Source organism: Mesorhizobium sp. M0001, assembly GCF_040324255.1.
Classification (GTDB): Bacteria; Pseudomonadota; Alphaproteobacteria; order Rhizobiales; family Rhizobiaceae; genus Mesorhizobium.
Map to the genome: position 1 here is coordinate 1 of NZ_JAMYVS010000018.1, position 14,900 is coordinate 14,900.

The window sequence follows — 14,900 nt, forward strand, 5'->3', positions numbered from 1 at the left end:
CGAGCCATCGCGCGTTTTTCCACGACGCGCGCACAACAACATCGCCGCCTTGCGCCATCACCTTGGCGATCCGCTCGGCCTGCAGATAGGCGCGGTCACCGATGCGGATCTCGCCCGGCACCACCGGCACGCGGTCGATCAACTCGGCCTCGCTCTGATCGGTGATCTCGATGAAGTCGAACTGCTCGCGCTCAAGCTCAAAGGCGCAGTGCATGCGCCAAAGACCATTGTTCTTCTTCTCATACGCACCGGCCTTGGCAACCGCTGTCGCATCGAGGATGCGAACCAGTCGGCCTTTGGCCAAACCTGCATCCTCGCGCTTCAAAAGGTGCCCAATCAACTGCTGCAGCCATGGTCCTGCATTGCGCAGCCGGCCAAGCAACGCCACGTCCGAAATGTCGGCTATCCCGCTCGCCGCCGCCCAAGCCACGACGCCCCGCATGCCAACCTTGCCAAGGCAGTAAGCCAGTGTCAGGCGCAACAGGTCGCTCGCCGACCTGACGCCGCGCGGGCGCAGGAACGCCTTCGTCTCGCGGGCACTTCCTGCGATCAACTCTTCGCCGCCCAGAAGCTCAATCGTCTCGGCCCAGCCGTCATCAACAAGCGATTCGTGTGTCATCGCAGCGTAGAATCACACCCGATTCCGCAGGGCAATACCTATCTTAGCGCCTATGCCCACGAGGGGGGAGATCGCGCGCTTCATTGTTTTCGCCAACCTTCAACGTTGTAAGAAAGAGCCGTCGGCGAGGCTGCCAATCTCCCCCCTCGTGGGGGAGATGCCCGGCAGGGCAGAGGGGGGCGCCATAAAGCGCTACCTCGACCCCTCTGCGTAGCTCAGGTCGCGATGCCATACCGCTCTAGGTCCGCCTTGAGCGTTTTTGCATCTGTGAACAGCACAGCATTCCAGCCAGCCGCCCTGGCTCCGTCGACATTCCTGGGGCTGTCGTCGATGAACAGCGTGGCGGAGGGCTCCAGGCCGAACGCGACCACGTGATGGTCGTAGATGGCGCGGTCGGGCTTGATCTCACGGATATCGGCCGACACGGTCACGCCGCGCGGGCGGCTGAGGAAATCGAAGCGCAGTCTTGCCTCGGCAAGTGTGTCGGCGGCGAAGTTCGTCAGCATGGTCACGTCGTGGCCGCTCTCGATCAGGCCGAGCATGATGGCGACGCTGTCCTCATAGGCATGCGGCACCATGTCGTTCCAATAGCGTCGGAAATTGCGAATGTTTTCAGCATGATCCGGGTAATCCGCGATCAGCAGCGCTTCCGCCTCTTCCCACGTCCGGCCACGGTCCTGCTCGATGTTCCAGTCATGCGTGCAGACATTGTCGAAGAACCACTTGCGCTCTTCGGCATCGGGAATGAGGCGGCTGAACGGAATGTTCGGATCGTAGTGGAGCAAGACGCGGCCGATGTCGAACACGATATGGCGGATTTCAGTCATTTCTGGCCTTTCAAAGCGAATGCTAGTCAATGGGGCGGTGCTTTTTGGTTGCGCCCGGTATCGCTGCTTCGATGACCTTTTTCATGACCGTCGGCAGCGCTTCTCCGGAAATGTCATGGGCCAGCGACCAGAAATGCCCTTCCGGCGCATCACTTTTCACTTGAGCGTGAAAGACTTCGAGCTCGAGCGCGAAATGGGTGAAGACATGCGCGATCTCTCCAGCGCGCCGCCAGTCGGCAGGGAAGGGCGCTGCCTCCGAAGTGGTTGCACCGTCGATCCGCGCTGTCCAACCTGTGGTCGGCACCTCGGTCATGCCGCCGAGCAGGCCCTTGTCAGGCCGCTTGCGCAACAGGATGGCGCCGTCGCCGCGCTCGGCGACGAAGGCGGCACCCCGCCTGAGTGGTTTGTCGACCTTGGGCAGGCGGACCGGAAAGCGCTCGGGGTCGCCGGACAGGATGGCGCTGCAATCCTCGCGCACCGGGCACAGCATGCAGCGCGGCCGTCTTGGCGTGCAGATCGTGGCGCCAAGGTCCATCATTGCCTGGGCGAAGTCGCCCGGCCTTGTCTGCGGAACCAGTCTTTCGACGAGCGCGCGGATTTCAGGCTTTGCCTCGCTGAGCGGCGTTGCGATCGAATAGAGCCGCGAGATGACACGTTCGACATTGACGTCGACGACCGCCGCCGGACGGTCGAAGGCGATCGCCGCGATCGCCGCCGCCGTATAGGCGCCGATCCCCGGCAATTCCCTCAATCCCGTTTCGTTGTCGGGAAAACGGCCGCCCTGGCTCGCAACCAGATCGGCGCAGGCCTTGAGGTTGCGCGCCCGTGAATAATAGCCGAGCCCGGCCCAGGCCTTCATCACATCCTCGGCCGGCGCAGCCGCCAGCGCCTTCACATCAGGCCATTTCTCGACAAAGGCGCGAAAATAAGATTTTACCGCTTCGACCGTGGTCTGCTGCAGCATCACTTCCGAAAGCCAGATGCGATAGGGGTCCGGCCGTGCACCGCCGGCCGCGGCGTGCGGCGTGATCCGCCACGGCAGTTCGCGATGGTGCGCGTCGTACCAGGCAAGCAGACGCGCGGCGATCTCTCCCGATAGAGTTGGTCCGGATGCGGCCTTGCGGGTCTGTTCGTGCAGTGCCATTGATCGCGGGCTGGCTCTAGGCTGGTGAGGAGCGTGGCTGGAGAACGTACATGGCAGGGAGAACGCCTTACGGCAATCCCGTTCCGGTGAGCGATCTCGCGACCGCGATCCTCGACCCCGTGCTGCGCAAGCGGGCCGGCATTTCGATCGGGCTGGTGCAGTCATGGGAAGAGATCGCCGGCCCCAGGCTCGCCGGCCATTCGCGCCCCGAAAAAATCCAGTGGCCGCGCCGCATGCATGAGGACGATCCGTTCGAGCCGGCGGTGCTGGTCATCGCCTGCGAGGGCATGGCCGCGCTGCACCTGCAGCACGAGACCGGCGAGATCATCAACCGCGTCAATGCCTTTCTCGGCTTCAACGCGATCGGCAGGATCCGGATCGTGCAAAAGCCGGTGCTGAGGGACAAAGCCCGGCCGAAACCGACGCCGAGAGCACTGACTTCTGTCGAAAAGGCCAAATTGTCGGATACCGTCGGCAAGATCGAGGATGAAGGCTTGCGCGCCTCGCTGGAGCGTCTTGGCGCCACAATTCTTGGCCAAAGGAAGCGGCCAAGGTAATCAACCGGCAATCGGTCGGTCATGAACGCGTCATCTATCTCGCGCATTCGTGATCCTGCATGTAGAGTTTGGCGATTGGAATGGGGACGGCGATGCCTTAATTCCCGCCAACTCTCGCCTTTTCTAGCCTTTGCGTTGCAAAATCAAACCACAGTCAGGTGATTCGCATGAACCGTAGCTTGTCCCGCAGAAACCTCCTGTCTTCGCTGGCCGTCATTCCGGCAGTGGCTATGCTCGCCGCATGCAGCGATTCAGGCGAGGATGCCAAAGCAGCGGATGTGAAGCCTGCGGCTCCCGCGCCTGCTTCGACGCCTGCCACGCCGGCCGCCGTCAAGGTCCCGGAGTCTTCCGGCAATGTCGACATGGCCGAACTGCTGAAGCCCGGCGCTTTGCCCGACAAGCAGCTCGGCAAGGATGACGCCAAGGTCACCATCGTCGAATATGCCTCGATGACCTGCCCGCATTGCGCGCATTTCGCCGCAACCACCTTCCCTGAGTTGAAGACCAAATACATCGACACCGGCAAGGCGCGTTACATCCTGCGCGAATTCCCGTTCGATCCGAGCGCCGAGGCCGGTTTCATGCTGGCGCGCTGTTCGAAGGACAATTATTTCCCGATGGTCGACGTGCTGTTCAAGCAGCAGGCCAACTGGGTCGGCGTCAACAATACCAAGGATGCGCTGCTGCAGATCTCCAAGCTCGCCGGTTTCACACAGGAGTCCTTCGAGGCCTGCTTGACGGACCAGAAACTTCTGGACGATGTGAGATCGGTCCAGAAGCGCGGCGCCGATGAATTCAAGGTCGACTCGACGCCGACCTTCTTCATCAACGGGAAAACCTACAAAGGTGCGATGTCGATTGAGGAAATATCGGCCATCATCGACCCTCTGCTCTGACGTCCAGGCGGCGCCGGAGCGACTGCGCTTCGGCGTCAGCGCACCTTTGTGCCTTCCAGGCAGGCGCGAATGAAGTTTTCGCGCCTTCGCCTCCTCGGCTTCAAGTCCTTCGTCGAACCCGGCGAGTTCGTCATCGAACGCGGCCTGACCGGCATTGTCGGGCCGAATGGCTGCGGCAAGTCGAACCTTGTCGAGGCGATGCGCTGGGTGATGGGCGAAAGCTCATACAAGAACATGCGCGCGTCCGGCATGGACGACGTGATCTTTTCCGGCTCGGGAACGCGCCCGGCCCGCAACACCGCCGAAGTCACGCTGTTCCTCGACAATAGCGACCGGACCGCGCCCGCCGCCTTCAACGACGCCGATGAATTGCAGGTGTCGCGCCGCATCGAGCGCGAAGCCGGCTCGCTCTACCGCATCAACGGCAAGGAAGCCCGCGCCAAGGACGTGCAGCTTCTGTTCGCCGACCAGTCGACCGGCGCGCGCTCGCCATCCATGGTCGGACAGGGCCGTATCGGCGAACTGATCCAGGCCAAGCCGCAGGCGCGCCGCGCGCTGCTCGAAGAGGCCGCCGGCATTTCCGGCCTGCACACGCGCCGTCACGAGGCCGAGCTTCGGCTGAAGGCGGCCGAACAAAATCTGGAACGGCTGGACGATGTCGTCGGCGAACTGGAGAGCCAGATCGAAAGCCTTAAGCGCCAGGCGCGCCAGGCATCGCGCTTCAAGAACCTGTCGGCCGATATCCGCAAGGCGGAAGCCACGCTCTTGCATCTGCGCTGGACTTTGGCCAAAACCCAGGAGGGCGATGCGCGTTCGGCATTGGCGGTTGCCACAGCTCTGGTCGGCGACCGCGCCGCCGCCCAGATGGCTGCCGCCCGTGAGCAAGGCATCGGCGCCCACCGGCTGCCCGATCTGCGCGATGCCGAGGCCGCCGCGGCTGCCGCCTTCCAGCGCCTGTCGATCGCCAAGGCTCAGATCGAGGAGGAGGCTGGCCGCATCCGCGCCCGCCAGGCCGAACTGGAGCGCCGGCTGCAGCAGCTCGACGGCGACATCGCCCGCGAGGAGCGCATGGTCCGCGACAATGCGGATATTCTTGAGCGCCTGCGCGAGGAAGAAGCCACGCTCAACTCCGAAAATGCCGGCGCCGCCGAGCGCGAGGCCACGACGCGGGCCGCTTTCGAGCAGGCCGGCGCAACGCTGTCGCAGAGCGAAGCCAAGCTCGCTGCGCTGACCGCCGAACGCGCCGAGGCCGCCGCCGCGCGCAATCAGATCGAACGAACGCTGCGCGAAAACGCCGAACGCCGCGATCGCTTTGCCCGCCAGCTGGCCGATGTCGACCGCGAATTGTCCGAGATTGTGTCGAAGGTTGCGGGCTTGCCCGATCCCGCCGAGAAGCGCGCTCTGGTCGAGGACGCGCTCGCCCGGTTGGAGGAGGCCGAGGCCGGCGCCATTGCTGCCGAACAGGCGGTCGCCGAGGCGCGCGCCACCGAGAGTGCCGCCCGTCCGCCGCTGCAGGATGCCAGGGCCGAACTCGCCGGCATCGAGACCGAAGCCCGCACGCTGGCCAAGATCCTCAATGCCGCCAGCGGCGATCTTTTCCCGTCGGTGCTGGAGCAACTCAGCGTCGAACGCGGCTATGAGACGGCCCTTGGTGCTGCGCTTGGCGAGGATCTCGACGTGCCGCTCGACCGCAGCGCGCCGGTGCACTGGGGCGAAAGCCAGGTTCAATCAGGCGATGCGGCCTTGCCGGAAGGCCTCAAGAGCCTCGCCAGCGTGGTGCGCGCGCCTTCGCAGCTTGCCCGACGGTTGGCGCAGATCGGCATTGTCGACACCTCTGACGGCCGCCGGCTGCAGGCTCTGCTCGCTCCCGGCCAGCGGCTGGTCAGCCGCGACGGCGCGCTGTGGCGCTGGGACGGGCTGACCGCCAGCGCCGATGCACCGACCGCGGCCGCGCAAAGGCTGGCGCAGAAGAACCGGCTGGCCGAGCTCGATGCCGAGGCGGTACAGGCGACGCAGATCGTGCGCGAGGCCGAAGCCGCCCTTGCCCAGGCCGAACAGGCACTCCGCCAGGCGAGTGAGGCCGAACGCAATGCCCGCCAGGCCGGGCGCGATGCCCAGCACGGCCTGGACGCCGCCCGCAGCGCACTGGCCGAGGCCGAAAAGGCCGGCGGCGAATTGGCAAGCCGCCGCGCCGCGCTCGACGAGGCGCGCGCGCGCATCGTCGACAGCCATGAAGAGACGGCCGCCGCCTTCGCCGAGGCCGAAATGCTGCTGCAGGACGCCCCCGATCTCGGCGACCTGCAACTTCAGCTCGAACAGACCGCCGCCAATGTCAGCCGCGATCGCGCAACCTTGGCCGACGCGCGTGCCGTCCATGAAGGCCTGCGCCGCGAAGCCGAGGCGCGCACGCGCCGGCTCGATGCCATCGGCGCCGAGCGCAGCAACTGGCTGCAGCGGGCCGAAAACGCCTCGACCCAGATCGCCTCTCTCGGCGAGCGCAGGGCCGAGGCCGAGGCCGAGCGCGAAACGCTGGCCGACGCCCCCGACGAGATCGACGCCAGGCGGCGCGCGCTGCTGTCGCAGCTGACCGAGGCAGAGACCTTGCGCAAGGCGGCCGCCGACCGCTTGCAGGAGGCCGAGAACAAGCAGGCCGAGCTGGACAAGGCCGCCACCGCGGCGATCCAGTCGCTGGCCGATTCCCGCGAAACCCGCGTCCGCGCCGAAGAGCGTTTGACCGCCGCCGATGAGCGCCGGCTCGAGGTCGAGGCGCGCATCCAGGAAACGCTGAACACGCCGCCGCATCTGGTCATTCGCCATACTGGCCTGGAAGCCGACAGCCCGATGCCGGAAATGGCCGAGATCGAGCGCCAGCTCGACCGGCTGAAGGTTGAGCGCGAGCGGCTCGGCGCCGTCAATCTGCGCGCCGAGGAAGAGCAGAAGGAATTGTCGGACCGGCTGGAGACCATCGTCTCCGAGCGCGAGGACATCATCGAGGCGATCCGCAAGCTCAGGCAAGCGATCCAGAGCCTGAACCGCGAAGGCCGCGAACGGCTGCTTGCCGCTTTCGAGGTGGTCAACGGCCATTTCCAGCGGCTGTTCTCGCATCTGTTCGGTGGCGGCACGGCCGAACTGCAGCTGATCGAATCCGACGACCCGCTCGAAGCCGGGCTCGAAATCCTGGCACGTCCGCCCGGCAAGAAGCCGCAGACCATGACGCTGCTGTCCGGCGGCGAGCAGGCACTGACGGCGATGTCGCTGATATTTGCCGTGTTCCTGACCAATCCGGCGCCGATCTGCGTGCTCGACGAAGTCGACGCGCCGCTCGACGATCACAATGTCGAGCGCTTCTGCAACCTTATGGACGAAATGGCCGCGACCACCGAGACGCGCTTCGTCATCATCACCCACAACCCGATCACGATGGCGCGCATGAACCGCCTGTTCGGCGTGACCATGGCCGAGCAGGGCGTCAGCCAACTGGTCTCGGTCGATCTGCAGGCCGCCGAGGCGATGCGCGAGGCGAGCTGACGCAGCATGCTTTGTTGATTTCGTCGGCGATGGCCTCGATCCGACTGTTGCAACAGGACCGTCGCCCTTGCGACCTGCTTGCGACGCGCATTCTGTAAGGTTCGAAGAGAAGGAATTTAAGCGCCACCTGAGAGCGAACGCCAAAGCCCACATGCAAAGCGCCGGCCAACGCGAAAGCGATGCCTATAAGGCGCAAATGGCAATAGGCTCCGACAGCAATTCAGCTGCCACGTTTATCGGAAGCCCAGGAAGCTCAGTATCGCAATCACGATAACGACTGCTCCGATGAGCCAGATTATGTTGTTCACCGTATCTCTCCCGAATTAGTTGCTGGGAGTGAACTCGTAAGAGCCTACTAATGTTCCCGCATTTTCTGCGTCGAAACAAATGGCGGCCATCGCTTCGTCGATTGCCAGACCAAGGTCCGAACAGGGTATGACTGAAGTCCTGACGTCGGAGCCATAGGCCTGAAGGCGGGCAACCTATGCCCTCCCGATACATTGGAACCGGGCTGCCGAGCATGAGTCCCTTCATCGGTGGTCAATCGGGTGCCCGCCATTCCTGAGAGGTTAGCGGGCACCCGATTGTCGTGACACCGCCAACGGCGTGCGTTTCAACAGCGAGGCTAACAGTGACCTTTGTCCAGAGATCAGTGCGTGACGGCGCAACCCGACCCGCAAACGACAACGACAGTCCTGCGGAAGTTTCTTCCGTTCTTGACCTCATACCATCGGCTGACGACGACAAGGTCGCTGAGCTTGTCAGGCGAACAGAGCGCCTGGCAATCGCAGTGGTTATCGGAATCGCGGTTCTGCTGATCTTGGCGCCGGTGGTTTACCTTGCACTTTCTTACGGGATCTGAGACGGCCCGACTTAGGCGATCTAAGATGGCCTGATTGGTCTCGTAAATCTCACAAATTGTGCCGATGGTCTTCCTCGCAAGACAAGTGTTTCCCGTCACAGATCAGGAGATCGAACGCGACGACATAGAAGGGTCCTGTGCAGCGCTGCTTTGTCGAGTGGCGTAACCCTGGTGGTCGGCTTGAAAGAGCGCCTTTGCCAGAAGTTGCCAACAGGAGCTGCTGTCGCAACTTCTTCTTTCGATACGCCGTGTTGCACGGGAGCAGCCGTCACTGATCGCGCCCGTGGACCGACGACGCTACTCGGAACCAAAGGGATGGGACGCGGTTATCCCCGCGAAGGGATAATTAGCAGGTGGAGATATTACAATGAAAACAATGATCGTGAGCGCCTTGGCGCTGTTCATTGCCATGCCGACGATAGCTCCGGCAGCCGAAGCTGACGTGGTCATCACGACCCACCATCGACATCATCACAGGAGCGTAAAGGTCATCAATGACCAGGGTCAACGCCTTCATCACCGCAGACACGGCACGGTTGCCTTCTACGACCACGGCCGCAGACATCATCGCCGGGATACGGTCATCGTGACCGGCTCGATCGAGCGCAGCCATCATCGCTATTATCGACATCATCGGCATCATCCCGTCGTCATCCAGGACGACAACGATTACTGATCCTCTCCGCACGGCCCCGGCTCTGTCAACGGAGTCGGGGTCGCGTGGGAGTCAGATAGCTCCTGACGGCAGCCATCGACAAGGTCGGTAAATCATTGATTCCAAAGGCATGTGATTTGGCTGGGGCGCCAGGATTCGAACCTGGGAATGTCGGTACCAAAAACCGATGCCTTACCACTTGGCGACGCCCCAGCAAACGAGCTTTGCCCGCTGCGCGCGGCCTTATAGGACGAGCGGCACGAAAGCTCAATGCCGAGTTGGCCACTGTGCAAAACTGATCCACCGCTTGGCGCGGGGACGCGCTATTCGCCCCAGACCGCCAACTCGTTGCCAGCGGGATCGGTGAAATGGAACCGCCTGCCGCCCGGGAACGAGAATATCGGCTTGACGATCGTGCCGCCGGCGCTTTCGACAACGTCGAGGGTTGCTTCCAGATCCTGCGAATAGAGCACCGGCAATGGTTTCGCCGGAGCCTCGCCTGCATCGGCCTGGAAGCCGCCATCGAGCCCTTCGCCGAAGGCTGAATAGGTCGGCCCGTAATCGGTGAACGACCACGAGAAGGCGGCGCTGTAGAAAGCCTTGACGCTGTCCAGCGTTGCGCCGGTCGCGGGCAGTTCGAGATAGTCGAGTTTTCCGTTGAGTTTCATCACGCTGCTCCCAACTTGTTCCCTATATGTTCTATATCCTGGGCAGCGATCCGGCAAGTCTTTTCGACGCAGCTTTTGCTTAATCGATTGTAGTCGCCGGGCTTCGCTGCCACACCTTGCCTTTCGCACTGCAGCATAATAACGCTCGGGTCGGAACGCGGGGGAACCGGGTCTTGGCCCCGGTGTTCTATCTTCCGAGGACTTGGAGGGCGAGCATGACCAAATGGGTCTACACCTTCGGCGATGGCGCCGCGGAGGGACGTGCGGGCGACCGCAACCTTCTCGGCGGCAAGGGCGCCAATCTGGCCGAGATGTGCAGTCTTGGCCTGCCGGTGCCGCCGGGCTTCACCCTCACCACCGAAGTCTGCAACGCCTATTATGCCAACGGCAACAGCTATCCGGCCGCGTTGAAGGCCGACGTCGTCAAGGCGCTGGACCATATCGGGCAACTGACCGGGCGCCGTTTCGGCGATCCGTCGAAGCTGCTTCTGGTCTCGGTCCGCTCCGGGGCCAGGGCCTCGATGCCGGGCATGATGGACACCGTGCTCAATCTCGGCCTCAATGACGAGACGGTCGAGGCGCTGGCAGCCGATTCCGGCGATGCCCGCTTTGCCTATGACAGCTACCGCCGCTTCATCCAGATGTATTCCGATGTCGTCATGGGTCTCGACCACGAAGTGTTCGAGGAAATCCTGGAGGACCAGAAGGCGAGCCTCGGCCACGAGCTCGACACCGAACTGACAGCGCAGGAATGGCAGAGCGTCATCGCCCTCTACAAGGCCAAGGTCGAGGAGGAGCTCGACAGGCCGTTTCCACAGGACCCGCACGAGCAGCTGTGGGGGGCGATCGGCGCGGTGTTTTCCAGCTGGATGAACAACCGCGCCATCACCTACCGGCGCCTGCACGACATCCCGGAAAGCTGGGGCACGGCGGTCAATGTCCAGGCCATGGTGTTCGGTAACATGGGCGAGACGTCAGCCACTGGCGTCGCCTTCACCCGCAATCCCTCGACCGGCGAAAAGATGCTCTATGGCGAGTTCCTGGTGAACGCGCAGGGCGAGGATGTCGTAGCCGGCATCCGCACGCCGCAGAACATCACCGAGGCGGCGCGCATTGCCGCCGGCTCGGACAAGCCGTCGCTGCAGAAACTGATGCCGGACGCGTTTCGCTCCTTCGTCGACATCTCCGACCGCCTGGAACAGCACTACCGCGATATGCAGGACCTCGAATTCACCATCGAGCGCGGCAAATTGTGGATGCTGCAGACGCGTTCCGGCAAACGCACCGCCAAGGCGGCGCTGAAGATCGCCGTCGAGATGGCGCGCGACAAGCTGATCACGACGGAGGAGGCGGTCGCCCGCATCGATCCGGCCTCGCTCGATCAGCTGTTGCATCCGACCATCGACCCCAAGGCCGCGCGCGATGTCATCGGCGTCGGCCTGCCGGCTTCTCCGGGCGCGGCGACCGGCGAGATTGTTTTCTCCTCGAGCGATGCCGAGGATCTGAAGACGCAAGGTCGCAAGGCAATCCTGGTGCGCATCGAAACCAGCCCCGAAGACATTCATGGGATGCATGCTTCGGAAGGCATCCTGACCACGCGCGGCGGCATGACCAGCCACGCCGCCGTGGTCGCGCGCGGCATGGGCAAGCCTTGCGTTTCGGGCGCCGGCTCGCTGCGTGTCGACTACAAGGCCGGCACGCTGATGTCGATGGGCCAGACCTTCCGCAAGGGCGACATCATCACCATCGATGGCAGCAACGGCCAGGTGCTGAAGGGCGCCGTGTCGATGCTGCAGCCGGAACTGTCGGGCGATTTCGCCGCCATCATGGAATGGGCCGATGCGGTGCGCCGCATGAAGGTGCGCACCAATGCCGAGACGCCGCTCGATGCGCGCATGGCGCGCTCCTTCGGCGCCGAAGGCATCGGTCTCTGCCGCACCGAGCACATGTTCTTCGACGGCGAGCGTATCGTCGCCATGCGCGAGATGATCCTGGCCGATACCGAGAAGGACCGCCGCACCGCGCTTGCCAAGCTGTTGCCGATGCAGCGCTCGGATTTCCTCGAACTGTTCGAGATCATGGCCGGCCTGCCGGTGACGATCCGGCTGCTCGATCCGCCGCTGCACGAATTCCTGCCCAAGACGGAAGCGGAGGTGGCGGAGGTCGCCGCCGCCATGAACGTCTCGCTCGACAAGCTCAGGCAGCGCACCGAAGCCCTGCACGAGTTCAACCCGATGCTCGGCCATCGCGGCTGCCGCCTCGCCGTCTCCTATCCCGAGATTGCCGAGATGCAGGCGCGCGCCATTTTCGAGGCAGCCGTCGAGGCCGGCAAGAAAGCCGGCGCGCTGGTCGTTCCCGAGATCATGGTGCCGCTGGTCGGCCTGGTGAAGGAGCTCGACTACGTCAAGGCGCGCATCGATGCGGTCGCCAAGGCTGTCATGGACGAGACCGGCGTCAAGATCGACTATCTCACCGGCACGATGATCGAGCTTCCGCGCGCGGCGATCCGCGCCCACGTCATCGCTGCTACGGCCGAGTTCTTCTCCTTCGGCACCAACGACCTCACCCAGACCACTTTCGGCATCTCGCGCGACGATGCGGCGTCCTTCCTCGAGACCTATCGGCAGAAAGGCATCATCGAGCAGGACCCGTTCGTCTCGCTCGACATCGAGGGCGTCGGCGAACTGGTGCGCATGGCTGCGCAAAAGGGCAGGGCGACACGGCCCGACATCAAGCTCGGCATATGCGGTGAACATGGCGGCGATCCGGCCTCGATCCGCTTCTGCGAAGAGGTCGGCCTCGACTATGTCTCGTGCTCTCCCTACCGCGTGCCGATCGCAAGATTGGCCGCAGCCCAAGCCGCGGTGCAGATTGCCAAAACAGCAGTGCCGCGCCCCAAAAAGAGCGCCGCGGCATCCTGATTTCGACACAGTCCTTTCGGTATCGATGAAACGGCCACCCGTGGGTGGCCGTTTGGCGCTAAGCTTACGATTTTGTAAGCAAATTCACGCTGATGTGCGCGCCCCAACACGCAATCCCGACATCGTTTCTTCCCAATTTCACGGCCCCCCAACCCGCCCGGTGCCGAGAAAAAGATGTTACAGATTTCGCCCAGACCCTTCCGCTCGATCCTGATTATCCAGACCAAGTTCATCGGCGATATTGTTCTGTCCTCCACGCTCGCCAAGAACCTGCAGCTCGAATATCCCGGTGTCAGGATCGTCTTTCTCTGCGAGGCGCGCCTCGCCAGTTTCGTCACCGCGCACGGCATCGCCGCCGAGGTCGTCAGCTTCCGCCGCGCCGCCATGCGCGGCACCCCGCTGGAGCGTGGGCGCGAGCTCTATTCTATGATCAGCAAGCTGCGCCAATTCCGTTTCGACCTGACCATCGACCTCACCGATTCAAAGACATCGCGGCTCATCGTCAGGTTCCTCAACGCCAGCACCCGCATCGGCTACAATCCTCCGGAAAGGCCGCTGCGCTGGCATGAGCGCCAGCCCGCCAATGTCTTTGCCGAGCCGTTCGGTTTTGGCGAACGTCACTATCTCTACCGCTACCTTTCGCCGCTCGAGCCGCTCGGCGTCGGCCTGCGCGTGCGGGTGCCGTCGATTCGGCCATTGCCGATGGAGACGGCGAGGGCCCAGGCATTGCTGGACAAACACCATTTGCGGCCAAACGGCTTTATCGCGGTGCATGCCGGCGCAAGTTTTCACGGCCGGCGCTGGCAGCATGAACGCTTTGCCGCCGTGATCGACACGATTTCGCGCGAAACCGGACTGGATTTCGTACTCGTCGGCGGCCCTGACGAGCGCAAGCCGGCCGAACAGATCCTCGCCAGTGCCGCGTCGATCGTCAACCTCGTCGGCGCGCTGTCGCTGGAAACGCTGCTGGCGGTGTTGCAGCAGGCGCGGCTGTTTGTCGGCAATGAGAGCGGCCCCATGCACATGGCAGCAGCGGCCGGAACGCCGGTTGTCGGCCTTTTCGGCCTGACCAGCCCGGCCGTCTGGGGACCGGTCGGCGTGCCCAGCCTCGCCTTGCAGCCATCCATGCCGTGCAATTGCGTGGCGGGCAGCCTGTGCAATCCGCTCGATCCCAGCAAGGCCTGCTGCGTCTGGCGCCTCGAGGTCGAACCGGTCGTCGCGGCCGTGCGCGAAGTCCTGTCACGCACGCAGGTGGAACTGGAACACGCCGTCTGACGGTGCGCGGCGGTCACATTGTCGGGATATCAGCTTTCTCACGGCCACTATCCCAATTTCCGCCTTGTTGCGGGTCCTGGGATGCGGCTATGACAGCGCCGATTCTCAGACAAGACAGGCATCCCTTGCAAAAGCTGTTTTGCGCCTTGGCGCTATCTATCCTGGCCGTGTCCTCGGCCCAGGCCGCGCCGCTTGTCGAGCCGACGCTGCATCTGAAGGCTGAGGATGGTGGCAGTGGTAATGTAGGCCGCGTCGCGCTTACGCTCGACGCCTGCGGCGGCCAGACCGATACGAGGATCCTGTCGGCGCTGGTGGAGAACCGGATTCCGGCGACGATCTTCGTCACCGGCATCTGGCTGAAGCGCAACGCCGCCGTCGTCGAGATCATGCGCGCGCATCCGGACCTGTTCGAACTGGAAAACCATGGCGGCCATCACATCCCGGCCGTCGACACGCCGCGCAAGATCTATGGCATCCGCAGCGCCGGCAGCCCGGAAGCGGTGCGGGCCGAAGTCGAATCGGGCGCCGCCGCTCTCGCTGGCACCGGCGAGCCGGCGCCGAAATGGTTTCGCGGCGCGACCGCCGAATACAGCCCGTCGGCCATCGCCATGATCCGCAGGCTCGGCTTCAAGATCGCCGGCTTTTCGATCAACGGCGATGGCGGCTCGTTGCTTGGTGCAAAAGAAACCGCCCGGCGCATCGCCGCCGCCAAGGATGGCGATGTCATCATCGCCCACATCAACCAGCCGACCCACGCCGCCGGCGAGGGCGTCGTGCAAGGTCTGCTCGCGCTGAAGGCCAAGGGGCTGATGTTCGTGCGGCTGGATGACGCCGACGGTGTCGGCAACGACGGGACGACTGATTAGGATTGGGCGGCGGCAGGCAGTTTCATCGCCTTTGGACTAACGTCGCCGACGTTTGAGATAGCCGAGGCCTCTAAACTCGTCA

11 protein-coding genes and 1 tRNA gene are annotated in these 14,900 nt (G+C 63.6%); 7 read left to right on the forward strand and 5 right to left on the reverse strand.

Annotated elements, in window-relative coordinates:
- From NKK50_RS28530 to mutY, 3 genes are all read right to left on the reverse strand, one after another.
- Positions 1-619 (reverse strand): transposase (locus NKK50_RS28530; protein WP_502902434.1); only part of this gene is annotated, 619 nt, incomplete at its 3' end.
- 215 nt (positions 620-834) lie between these two features.
- Positions 835-1,446, reverse strand: coding sequence for an HAD family hydrolase (locus NKK50_RS28535; protein WP_352522288.1), 612 nt, complete (start codon positions 1,444-1,446; stop codon positions 835-837).
- A gap of 22 nt (positions 1,447-1,468) precedes the next feature.
- The gene (mutY, locus tag NKK50_RS28540) at positions 1,469-2,590 is read right to left on the reverse strand and encodes an A/G-specific adenine glycosylase (protein ID WP_352544242.1); all 1,122 of its coding nucleotides are present in this window, start codon (positions 2,588-2,590) and stop codon (positions 1,469-1,471) included.
- Positions 2,591-2,640: 50 nt separating this feature from the next.
- Here mutY and NKK50_RS28545 point away from each other — a divergent pair, with 50 nt between their 5' ends.
- From NKK50_RS28545 to NKK50_RS28560, 4 genes are all read left to right on the forward strand, one after another.
- Positions 2,641-3,147, forward strand: a complete 507-nt coding sequence (locus NKK50_RS28545; RefSeq protein ID WP_023687168.1) for a DUF721 domain-containing protein — start codon at positions 2,641-2,643, stop codon at positions 3,145-3,147.
- A gap of 167 nt (positions 3,148-3,314) precedes the next feature.
- On the forward strand, positions 3,315-4,043 hold the full coding sequence (locus NKK50_RS28550) for a DsbA family protein (protein WP_023692056.1): 729 nt from the start codon (positions 3,315-3,317) through the stop codon (positions 4,041-4,043).
- 69 nt (positions 4,044-4,112) lie between these two features.
- Positions 4,113-7,571, forward strand: a complete 3,459-nt coding sequence (gene smc / locus NKK50_RS28555; RefSeq protein WP_352544243.1) for a chromosome segregation protein SMC — start codon at positions 4,113-4,115, stop codon at positions 7,569-7,571.
- A 1,229-nt stretch (positions 7,572-8,800) separates the two neighbouring features.
- Positions 8,801-9,109 carry a hypothetical protein gene (locus NKK50_RS28560; RefSeq protein WP_023670691.1) on the forward strand — a complete coding sequence of 103 codons (309 nt, stop codon included), beginning with the start codon at positions 8,801-8,803 and terminating at the stop codon, positions 9,107-9,109.
- A gap of 117 nt (positions 9,110-9,226) precedes the next feature.
- On the opposite strand, the gene NKK50_RS28565 is transcribed toward NKK50_RS28560, so the two are convergent.
- Both NKK50_RS28565 and NKK50_RS28570 read right to left on the reverse strand, forming a co-directional pair.
- A tRNA-Gln gene (locus NKK50_RS28565) sits at positions 9,227-9,301 on the reverse strand.
- Between the two features lie 110 nt (positions 9,302-9,411).
- Entirely contained in the window at positions 9,412-9,756 is a 345-nt protein-coding gene (locus NKK50_RS28570; protein WP_023687172.1) for a VOC family protein, read from the reverse strand.
- 215 nt (positions 9,757-9,971) lie between these two features.
- Here NKK50_RS28570 and ppdK point away from each other — a divergent pair, with 215 nt between their 5' ends.
- The 3 genes from ppdK to NKK50_RS28585 all read left to right on the forward strand — a co-directional run bounded on the left by ppdK (position 9,972) and on the right by NKK50_RS28585 (position 14,818).
- The gene (gene ppdK / locus NKK50_RS28575; RefSeq protein WP_352499578.1) at positions 9,972-12,677 is read left to right on the forward strand and encodes a pyruvate, phosphate dikinase; all 2,706 of its coding nucleotides are present in this window, start codon (positions 9,972-9,974) and stop codon (positions 12,675-12,677) included.
- 174 nt (positions 12,678-12,851) lie between these two features.
- Entirely contained in the window at positions 12,852-13,952 is a 1,101-nt protein-coding gene (locus NKK50_RS28580; RefSeq protein ID WP_352499577.1) for a glycosyltransferase family 9 protein, read from the forward strand.
- An 89-nt stretch (positions 13,953-14,041) separates the two neighbouring features.
- A complete protein-coding gene (locus tag NKK50_RS28585) occupies positions 14,042-14,818 on the forward strand; it encodes a polysaccharide deacetylase family protein (RefSeq protein WP_050590348.1) in 777 nt (258 codons plus the stop codon).
- The last annotated feature ends 82 nt before the right edge of the window (positions 14,819-14,900 follow it).

Bases quoted from the DNA above. Each gene is read 5' to 3' on its own strand.
- NKK50_RS28535 (WP_352522288.1), bottom strand. From the start codon at position 1,446: ATGACTGAAATCCGCCATATCGTGTTCGACATCGGCCGCGTCTTGCTC.
- mutY (WP_352544242.1), bottom strand. From the start codon at position 2,590: ATGGCACTGCACGAACAGACCCGCAAGGCCGCATCCGGACCAACTCTA.
- NKK50_RS28545 (WP_023687168.1), top strand. From the start codon at position 2,641: ATGGCAGGGAGAACGCCTTACGGCAATCCCGTTCCGGTGAGCGATCTC.
- NKK50_RS28550 (WP_023692056.1), top strand. From the start codon at position 3,315: ATGAACCGTAGCTTGTCCCGCAGAAACCTCCTGTCTTCGCTGGCCGTC.
- smc (WP_352544243.1), top strand. From the start codon at position 4,113: ATGAAGTTTTCGCGCCTTCGCCTCCTCGGCTTCAAGTCCTTCGTCGAA.
- NKK50_RS28560 (WP_023670691.1), top strand. From the start codon at position 8,801: ATGAAAACAATGATCGTGAGCGCCTTGGCGCTGTTCATTGCCATGCCG.
- NKK50_RS28570 (WP_023687172.1), bottom strand. From the start codon at position 9,756: ATGAAACTCAACGGAAAACTCGACTATCTCGAACTGCCCGCGACCGGC.
- ppdK (WP_352499578.1), top strand. From the start codon at position 9,972: ATGACCAAATGGGTCTACACCTTCGGCGATGGCGCCGCGGAGGGACGT.
- NKK50_RS28580 (WP_352499577.1), top strand. From the start codon at position 12,852: ATGTTACAGATTTCGCCCAGACCCTTCCGCTCGATCCTGATTATCCAG.
- NKK50_RS28585 (WP_050590348.1), top strand. From the start codon at position 14,042: ATGACAGCGCCGATTCTCAGACAAGACAGGCATCCCTTGCAAAAGCTG.